A 7,437-nucleotide genomic window follows, 5' to 3' on the forward strand; every position below is an offset into this window, starting at 1 on the left:
AATTAATGTTTCTACCACCATATAGTCCTGAACTAAATTTAATTGAGGGGTTATGGGGATGGATGAAATCAGATATTGTAAATAACAGATTTTTTTCTAGTATCGCTGTAGTAAAAACAGCAATAAATAAATTTATCGACGAAATAAATAAAGTTCCTACAAATACAATAGATAGACTATGTGTAAGAATGTAGAAACTCTTTAAGAGTCATATTTACATTATATTGAGCAATCCCTCCCGACATATAGTATATATAATCTTGAGCATTAAACATAGATACATAGCAAGAGCAATCTTGTTCACCAGGCCTTAAAAGATAATCCTTTGGAGGGTAAATTGCATCAACACGATAATAGTTATATATATAAAATTGATTTCCTTCAACAATATTTTTCACAGCATAGACTGTAGTTTTAATACTATTAAAATTATTAATATCAATTTCAGCAAAAGTTATATCCTTAACCCCCGAATTAATATCAGGTATTGATGGACACATAAATCCAGTATTTAAGTAATCTACAACTCCACATGCAATTCCTTTTTTAGGAACATGGGTATGGCCCATTACAACTAAACCTACAGGAAGCTCTAAGCCTAATTTTTGTGCAAACCATGGCAAATATGAACCATCAAGATCTGCAAAAGCTGCTTTTGTAGCAATAGATGCACCTAATATTTAACCTCCATTGTCATTGACCCATTTTTTATATAGGTCTTTGTAAATATATTTTGCTTCTTCTAGTGTTGATTTTACATTATTCGGTAGTGAAATTTGGGCTTTTGGTGAAAATCCGGTTGTCTGATTAAGAAAAGAAACAAAAACATCTAAAAGAGTTTCGCCAGGCTGAATAGCTTGCCAAGCTAAGGATATAAAAGAAGCTTTATTTGGATCAGGTATTTTTTGATTTGGAAAATCAGAAACGGTTTTATCTCTAACAGTATTTTTAACATAAAAAGCATAAGCACGACTTGCATAATAACCAATTGGTAGAGGGGATATTTTTGTAGGAGGGTTAGTTATATAAGGCGCGTTAAACATTGTATAATTATGGCCATGGGTAAATAAAATACTTTCACCATACATATCACTAAGTTTTAAGCTTATAAAATCACCCTTATGTTTAATTTTAGGGCCATTAGGATTTATTTTATCTAAATCTGCTTGAGTTATGTTCATGTCATGGTTTCCATTGACATAATATACCACGACCATTTAAATTATTTAAAAGCTCTGCAAATTTACCTTGGGGACCTAATATATTTGGATGCGTTTTTAGTATATCATCAAATGTTGGAGGGTCTTCTTCTGGTGGGTATAACCAAAATCAAAGATATCGCCAAGAAGTACAACCATTTCAACATTAGAAGCATTATTGATTATATAATTTATAGCTGCAATTAAATAAGGCTCATGAAAATCTCTTCGATATAATACAGTTGGTGCATTTGTACCCATATGAATATCACTCAGTACGTAGATTTTATCTTTAAAATTACTACGTCTTATTTTTAATTTTGCCATGAAAAGCTCCTTTCTAAATAGATATTAAAATATATTCTTAGCTTTGGATAAATATAATAATTATTCATCTTTTGGGTGAAGAACTTGACAACTATAAGCTCTGATGTGTATTAATAATATCCTATTTTTTTGCAATATGATATATTTATATCTAGGCATTATTTTGCGAAAGGGAACATATATGAAGAAAATTATTTTAATAACTTTATTAACTACGCTTACATTAGTAGGTTGTTCAAATAATAATATCAATAGTATAGAAAGTAGGTACTCTTATATAACAGAAAAAATACTCAGCTCACAGCTTTAGAGATAAAAATAGCGAAATGAGTTTATTTTTCAACAAAGCTACAAATGAAATAATATATATAGACTTGGAAAGCCAATCAACAAATTCTACACTGGATATAGAATATATACCAGATAAATAAGTTGAAGAATTTATATCAAGTTCAAAAAAACTAATTCCTTGAGGGTAAGAGAAATATCTAATAACAATTTTACTCAAAAATCACTGATTGAACTTATACGTGGATATATAAATGAAAAACTCTAGATTTATACTTAAACCTATTTAATGATATTACAAATAAAAAAATATCTCTATAGAAGATATTGATAATATAAAAGCACTAAATAAAGAACTCTTAAATATTTTGGAGAATCAAGAGAATAATATTGACTAGGGTATTTTATAAGTTCCACATTTGCTAGAGTTTTAATATTAAAAAAATTAACTAGCGCAACTAGTTAAAAAAATAGACTAACCAATGCTATAAACAACTAGTAATTTATAGCCTTGGTTAGTCGTTTATTATTTAGTGATTAGAAAAAGATGTATGTGAATATATCAACTAACTAAAATATAAGTAAAACTAAAATAATATTATAAAATTAGATGACAAAGCCCCTACCTAATGTTATATTAGGTAGGGGCTTTTGATTAAAAGTCATACAATATATAGTAAAAAGAAAGGATGAGATAGATTTGCATAATAGCAAAGACAGAACTTATAATTTATTAAAAAGAGCTCAAAACTCAAAATACAGACTAATAAGAGATTCATTATTAGTAGGGATAGCAGTAGGAATCATAATAGTAATATATAGAATAATAGCAGCAGAACTAAGCCACATGTTTATAAACCTATATTCAAAAGGAAGAGAAAACATACTACTAATACCAATCATATTTTTAGTGTTAATAGCACTAGGATATATAGTAGCCAAACAAGTAAAAAATGAACCCATGATAAGTGGTAGTGGAATACCACAAGTAGAAGGTATACTAACAAGACGACTAAAAATGAATTGGTTTAGTGTATTATTCAATAAATTCATAGGAGGGTTTATCTGTCTAGGTGCAGGATTGTCAGTAGGAAGAGAAGGACCATCTGTACAAATGGGAGCGTGTATAGGAGAAGGAGTCGCAAAAAAATTAAACAAACTAGAAAATGAAGAAAAATATCTAATAACAAGTGGAGCAAGTGCAGGATTATCAGCAGCATTTAATGCACCACTATCAGGAGTAATGTTTGCATTAGAAGAAGCACACAAAAACTTTTCACCATTAGTCTTGTTATCAGCTATGATAGCATCTTTAACAGCAGATTTTATATCAAAACAATTCTTTGGATTAATTCCATCTCTACATTATAGTAAATTAATATCATTACCCTTAAAATACTATTGGTCGCTTATACTATTGGGAATAGTAATAGGAGTTAGCGGGGTTATATTTAATAAAGGTATTTTAAGAACTCAAAGTATATTTAAAGAAAGTAAACTAAGTACTGAAATTAAAATAATAATACCATTTATAATGACAGGATTTGTAGGACTAATATCACCAATATTACTAGGTGGAGGGCACGAATTAATAATGAGCCTAAAAGATAGCAACTTTACTATAATGACACTTTTAGTATTTATAGTGGTAAAGTTTATATTTACATTCACAAGCTTTGGTTCAGGGGTTCCAGGAGGAATATTCTTCCCATTATTAACATTAGGAGCGCTTGTTGGAAACGTAGTCGGACTTATAACTATATTATATTTAGGAGTTCCTATTGAATATTTAGGCAACTTTATAGTACTAGCTATGGCAGGTCATTTTGCTGCAATAGTAAAAGCCCCAATCACAGCTATAATATTAATATCTGAGATGACAGGTTCCCTAGATCATTTATTATCACTTAGTATAGTAGTAATAATTGCTCAATTAACATCAGATTTATTAAAAGCACATCCTATATATGAAAGCTTACTAGAAAGGCTATTAAATAAAGGAACTAACAAATATGAAGGAAATAGCAAAAAAACTCTATTAGAAACTGTAGTGCATATGAATAGTGAAATAGATGGGAAATATATAAAAGATATATCTTGGCCTAGTAACTGTTTAGTTGTTGCAATTACTAGAGGGAATTCGGAGATATTACCAAAAGGAAATATTCGAATAATAGCAGGAGATTATTTGACTGTTATGACAGATCAAAGTAGCTCTTGTGAAATAATAGAAAAAGTAGCTAGATTAGCAGAAGCATAGAGTAGTGTTAATAGCAAGCCAATCTATTGTAATGATTTTGTAGCATATTAAGAGACTTTTTGCACAACCTGATGTGGGTGTGGAACTTGACGGGTTTTGTCAAGTTCATTCTATCTACATTTTTTCACTCAAAATATGCAGGAGATGAATATATTTGGGCAGTTAAATTTGATGGTGAAGGAAATATAATTTGGCAGTCAGCTTTTGGTGATGTAGGTATTCAAAGTGATGGAGAATGGTTATGCTTTAGTAGGCCGTAGCAATACGAGTGAGGAAGAAGATTCTTTAAACTATCTTCCTTTTGATTAATAATAGCAACACAAACTTCCTCAGTACTTATGTCATCTAATATTTGTTGCATATTTTCATTTAATAATTCCTCATTTGTAGTTCGAAGTATTATGTCTTTATCAATATTTTTAAATCTAGAATCAAAAAATTCTATTCTACTTTGATATAAGTAGTTTTTCATATTTGTATATTGATAAAATCCAAGGGTTATTAATAATACTATCAATACAAATAAAAACCTGTATAATAGTTTATTCTGAAGACTTTTGGGTTTATATTTATTTATCATTAGTATTCACCTTATATCCAGCGCCTCTAACAGTTTGAATTGTTTTATATTCATTATCACCTATTTTATTTCTTAAATATCTTATATATACTTCAACTATATTTTCATCTCCATAAAAATCATATCCCCATACGTTGTCTAATATTTTTAATTTACTTAATACGATACCTTTGTTGTCTAACAAATATTTTAGTAGCATCAGATTATGCAAGATTTAATATAAGAGTAAATTATGTGAATCCAGAAGGAACAGATGGAGGATGGACATCTTTCTAAAAATACTTTTGTTCCATTCTAGATGCATCCAATTAGTATAAATTGGAGAATACACACATATGAATTTTTATAAGGGATAAAAAATATAATAGTTTAAGAAATTATAGGATTTATAACAAATTGAATTTTAAAAGTGAGGTACAGAATAATATATAATGGTGAATTTAAGCTTGATGTAGATACCGTAAAGGTTATGTGGGCAAGGACTTATAATACAGATGGTAAGCCTGATTGGTCTCACATATTTCCTTATTATCATGATCAAATAATATTTCAAGACTCTATTCAAAGAATTGAAGGAAAAGAAAATTTTAAGGATATGTGTAATAGGTTAACAAATAGATGCAAGAGTTTAAGAATGGATTTAACTAATGTAATGCAGGATTCTAATATTATAACCATGGAATGGAAAATGACTATGTCTTTTAGAAAATCACCAGATACACCTATTTTTGGAGCAACAAGGCTTACACTTCATGAAGATGGAAGAATAATAGAACAAAGGGATTATTATGACATATGGGGCGATATATTTAATGGAATCCCTAAGTTTAATAAAATATATAGAAAATTTATGCACAAATATTTTGGATAAGGAGTGGAGAGAATGGGATTTGAATGGCCAGAGGAATTAGCATTTATACCAAATAGTAAGCTTCCTTACAAGACTAGTGACAAAAGCATGAAAGGTAAAACTTGTGTCATTACAGGAACCACATCTGGGATTGGATTAGAAACGTTAAAACAACTTGCAAAGGGTGGAGCTAACATTGTGATGGTTTGTAGAAATGAGGAAAAAGCTTTAAAAGTTAAGGAAGAAACAGTTTCAAAATATAATGTTTCAATAGATATTGTTATTGCTGACTTTAGTTCACTTATGCAAGTACGTAGAGCTGCACAAACTATTTTAAATAATTATCCTAAGATTGATGTTTTGATAAACAACATAGGGATGCATTCAACTACAAAACAGCATACAGAAGAAGGTTTTGAAATGGTCTTTATAGTAAATCACTTATCATCATTTTTATTTACTAGATTACTCCTTCCAAGATTAAAGGAAAGTGGAAAAGCTAGGATAATTCAAGTCAATTCAGAAGGGCATAGATTCAATGGATTAGATATTAAAGATATTAATTGGAAGAAAAGAATATATACAGGATTAAGAGGATATGGGGCATCAAAAAGTGCTCAATTACTAACGGTTAGGGAGTTAGCAGATAGTCTAAAAGATTCAGATGTTACTATAAATGCAGTACATCCAGGAGAGGTGAGGACCAATATAGGAAATAATAATGGCGAATTTTATAGATGGACTTCAAAGCATATTGTTCACAAGCTATTTAAGGACCCTAAAATGTCTGGAGAAGCAATATACTATTTTGCAGCAGATCCAGAGGTAGATGGAGTTAGCGGAAAGTTTTTTTATTTAACTACAGAAGAATTGCCAGCTAAACATATACTAAATAGTATTTTGCAAAAGGTAGTTTATGAAATGAGTATGGATTTAGTAGGGTTAAAGGAATAAATTATAAAGGATGAAAATTATGAATTATGATGTTATTGTTGTAGGTGGGGGAAGTGCAGGGCTAACAGCAGCAGCTTATTTAAGCAAAGCTTCAAAAAAAGTACTATTATGCGAAAAAGAAGATAAAGTTGGTGGGCTTGTAAACTCTTTTGAATATAAGGGTTTTACCTTTGATGGTGGGATACGAGCTATTGAAGATTCAGGTGTAATAAAGCCAATGGTTAGGCAATTAGGCATAGATATAGAGTTTTTGGAGAATGTTGTTTCCTTAGGTATTGGAGAGGAAGTTATAAAGGTTAAATCCAAAGAAAATTTAGAGGATTATAAAAAACTATTAAGTAATGCTTTTCCATACAATATTGAAGAAATAAATAACATAATTGAAGAAATAAAAAAAATCATGGAATATATGGATATATTATACGGTATTGAGCATCCATTGTTTGTGGATTATAAAGAGGATAAAGAATATCTATTAAAAACTATTGTTCCATGGTTTTTAAAATTATTAGGTAAAATACATAAAATTAATAAATTAAACTTACCAGTTGAGGAATATTTAAAAACTTTTACAAATAATCAAGCTTTAATAGATATGATAGCACAATCCTTTTTTACAAATACACCAAGCTTTTTTGCATTAAGTTATTTTAGTCTTTATTTAGACTATAGGTATCCAAAGGGTGGTACAGGAGTATTTATGCATAAGCTTCAAGACTTTATTATTGAAAATAAAGGTGAGATAAAAAAGAATACTGAAATATGCAACATAGATTTAAAAAATAAAAAAGTTAGAGATAAAGAAGGAAATGAGTATAGTTATAAAAAATTAATTTGGGCCAATGATTTAATAAAGCTTTACAATATAGTTGATTTAAATTCGATATATGACAATAGAGTTATAAAGAAAATAAATAAAAAGAAAAAAGAATTAGTAGATAAAAGGGGTAGTAACTCTATACTATCTGTGTATATTACA

Annotated in this window: 11 protein-coding genes; 6 read left to right on the forward strand and 5 right to left on the reverse strand. The window is 29.1% G+C overall.

Going from position 1 to position 7,437, the window contains the following annotated elements; genetic code table 11:
* On the forward strand, positions 1 to 194 hold a 194-nt coding region (locus ACRC03_RS00525; protein ID WP_438650587.1), incomplete at its 5' end, for a transposase.
* On the opposite strand, the gene ACRC03_RS00530 is transcribed toward ACRC03_RS00525, so the two are convergent.
* The 3 genes from ACRC03_RS00530 to ACRC03_RS00540 form a co-directional block, all read right to left on the reverse strand.
* The gene (locus tag ACRC03_RS00530) at positions 177 to 623 is read right to left on the reverse strand and encodes a hypothetical protein (RefSeq protein WP_438650588.1); all 447 of its coding nucleotides are present in this window, start codon (positions 621 to 623) and stop codon (positions 177 to 179) included. The genes ACRC03_RS00525 and ACRC03_RS00530 overlap by 18 nt on opposite strands.
* A gap of 57 nt (positions 624 to 680) precedes the next feature.
* A complete protein-coding gene (locus ACRC03_RS00535; RefSeq protein WP_438650589.1) occupies positions 681 to 1,181 on the reverse strand; it encodes a hypothetical protein in 501 nt (166 codons plus the stop codon).
* Positions 1,182 to 1,277: 96 nt separating this feature from the next.
* Positions 1,278 to 1,526: a metallophosphoesterase gene (locus ACRC03_RS00540; RefSeq protein WP_438650590.1), complete on the reverse strand. Its 249-nt coding sequence runs from the start codon at positions 1,524 to 1,526 to the stop codon at positions 1,278 to 1,280.
* Positions 1,527 to 2,514: 988 nt separating this feature from the next.
* On the opposite strand from ACRC03_RS00540, the gene ACRC03_RS00545 reads away from it, so the two are divergent.
* Both ACRC03_RS00545 and ACRC03_RS00550 read left to right on the forward strand, forming a co-directional pair.
* Positions 2,515 to 4,074, forward strand: a complete 1,560-nt coding sequence (locus tag ACRC03_RS00545) for a chloride channel protein (RefSeq protein ID WP_438650591.1) — start codon at positions 2,515 to 2,517, stop codon at positions 4,072 to 4,074.
* 86 nt (positions 4,075 to 4,160) lie between these two features.
* Positions 4,161 to 4,334 carry a hypothetical protein gene (locus ACRC03_RS00550; RefSeq protein WP_438650592.1) on the forward strand — a complete coding sequence of 58 codons (174 nt, stop codon included), beginning with the start codon at positions 4,161 to 4,163 and terminating at the stop codon, positions 4,332 to 4,334.
* Here ACRC03_RS00550 and ACRC03_RS00555 read toward each other — a convergent pair.
* Positions 4,295 to 4,654 (reverse strand): hypothetical protein, encoded by a 360-nt coding sequence (locus ACRC03_RS00555; protein ID WP_438650593.1) that lies wholly within the window; start codon positions 4,652 to 4,654, stop codon positions 4,295 to 4,297. The genes ACRC03_RS00550 and ACRC03_RS00555 overlap by 40 nt on opposite strands.
* Positions 4,644 to 4,853, reverse strand: coding sequence for a winged helix-turn-helix domain-containing protein (locus tag ACRC03_RS00560; protein ID WP_438650594.1), 210 nt, complete (start codon positions 4,851 to 4,853; stop codon positions 4,644 to 4,646). Before ACRC03_RS00560 ends, ACRC03_RS00555 begins: the two co-directional genes overlap by 11 nt.
* A 210-nt stretch (positions 4,854 to 5,063) precedes the next feature.
* Between ACRC03_RS00560 and ACRC03_RS00565 the strand changes: the two genes are divergently transcribed.
* The 3 genes from ACRC03_RS00565 to ACRC03_RS00575 all read left to right on the forward strand — a co-directional run.
* Positions 5,064 to 5,525: a nuclear transport factor 2 family protein gene (locus ACRC03_RS00565; RefSeq protein WP_438650595.1), complete on the forward strand. Its 462-nt coding sequence runs from the start codon at positions 5,064 to 5,066 to the stop codon at positions 5,523 to 5,525.
* A 12-nt stretch (positions 5,526 to 5,537) separates the two neighbouring features.
* Positions 5,538 to 6,458 (forward strand): SDR family NAD(P)-dependent oxidoreductase, encoded by a 921-nt coding sequence (locus ACRC03_RS00570; RefSeq protein ID WP_438650596.1) that lies wholly within the window; start codon positions 5,538 to 5,540, stop codon positions 6,456 to 6,458.
* A gap of 19 nt (positions 6,459 to 6,477) precedes the next feature.
* The coding region (locus ACRC03_RS00575) for a phytoene desaturase family protein (RefSeq protein ID WP_438650597.1) at positions 6,478 to 7,437 on the forward strand (960 nt) is incomplete at its 3' end.

This window comes from Romboutsia sp., assembly GCF_051659545.1.
Lineage (GTDB): Bacteria > Bacillota > Clostridia > Peptostreptococcales > Peptostreptococcaceae > JBOFOR01.

Coding starts and splice junctions, on each gene's coding strand:
- ACRC03_RS00535 (WP_438650589.1), bottom strand. CDS start 1,181: ATGAACATAACTCAAGCAGATTTAGATAAAATAAATCCTAATGGCCCT.
- ACRC03_RS00540 (WP_438650590.1), bottom strand. CDS start 1,526: ATGGCAAAATTAAAAATAAGACGTAGTAATTTTAAAGATAAAATCTAC.
- ACRC03_RS00555 (WP_438650593.1), bottom strand. CDS start 4,654: ATGATAAATAAATATAAACCCAAAAGTCTTCAGAATAAACTATTATAC.
- ACRC03_RS00560 (WP_438650594.1), bottom strand. CDS start 4,853: ATGCTACTAAAATATTTGTTAGACAACAAAGGTATCGTATTAAGTAAA.
- ACRC03_RS00570 (WP_438650596.1), top strand. CDS start 5,538: ATGGGATTTGAATGGCCAGAGGAATTAGCATTTATACCAAATAGTAAG.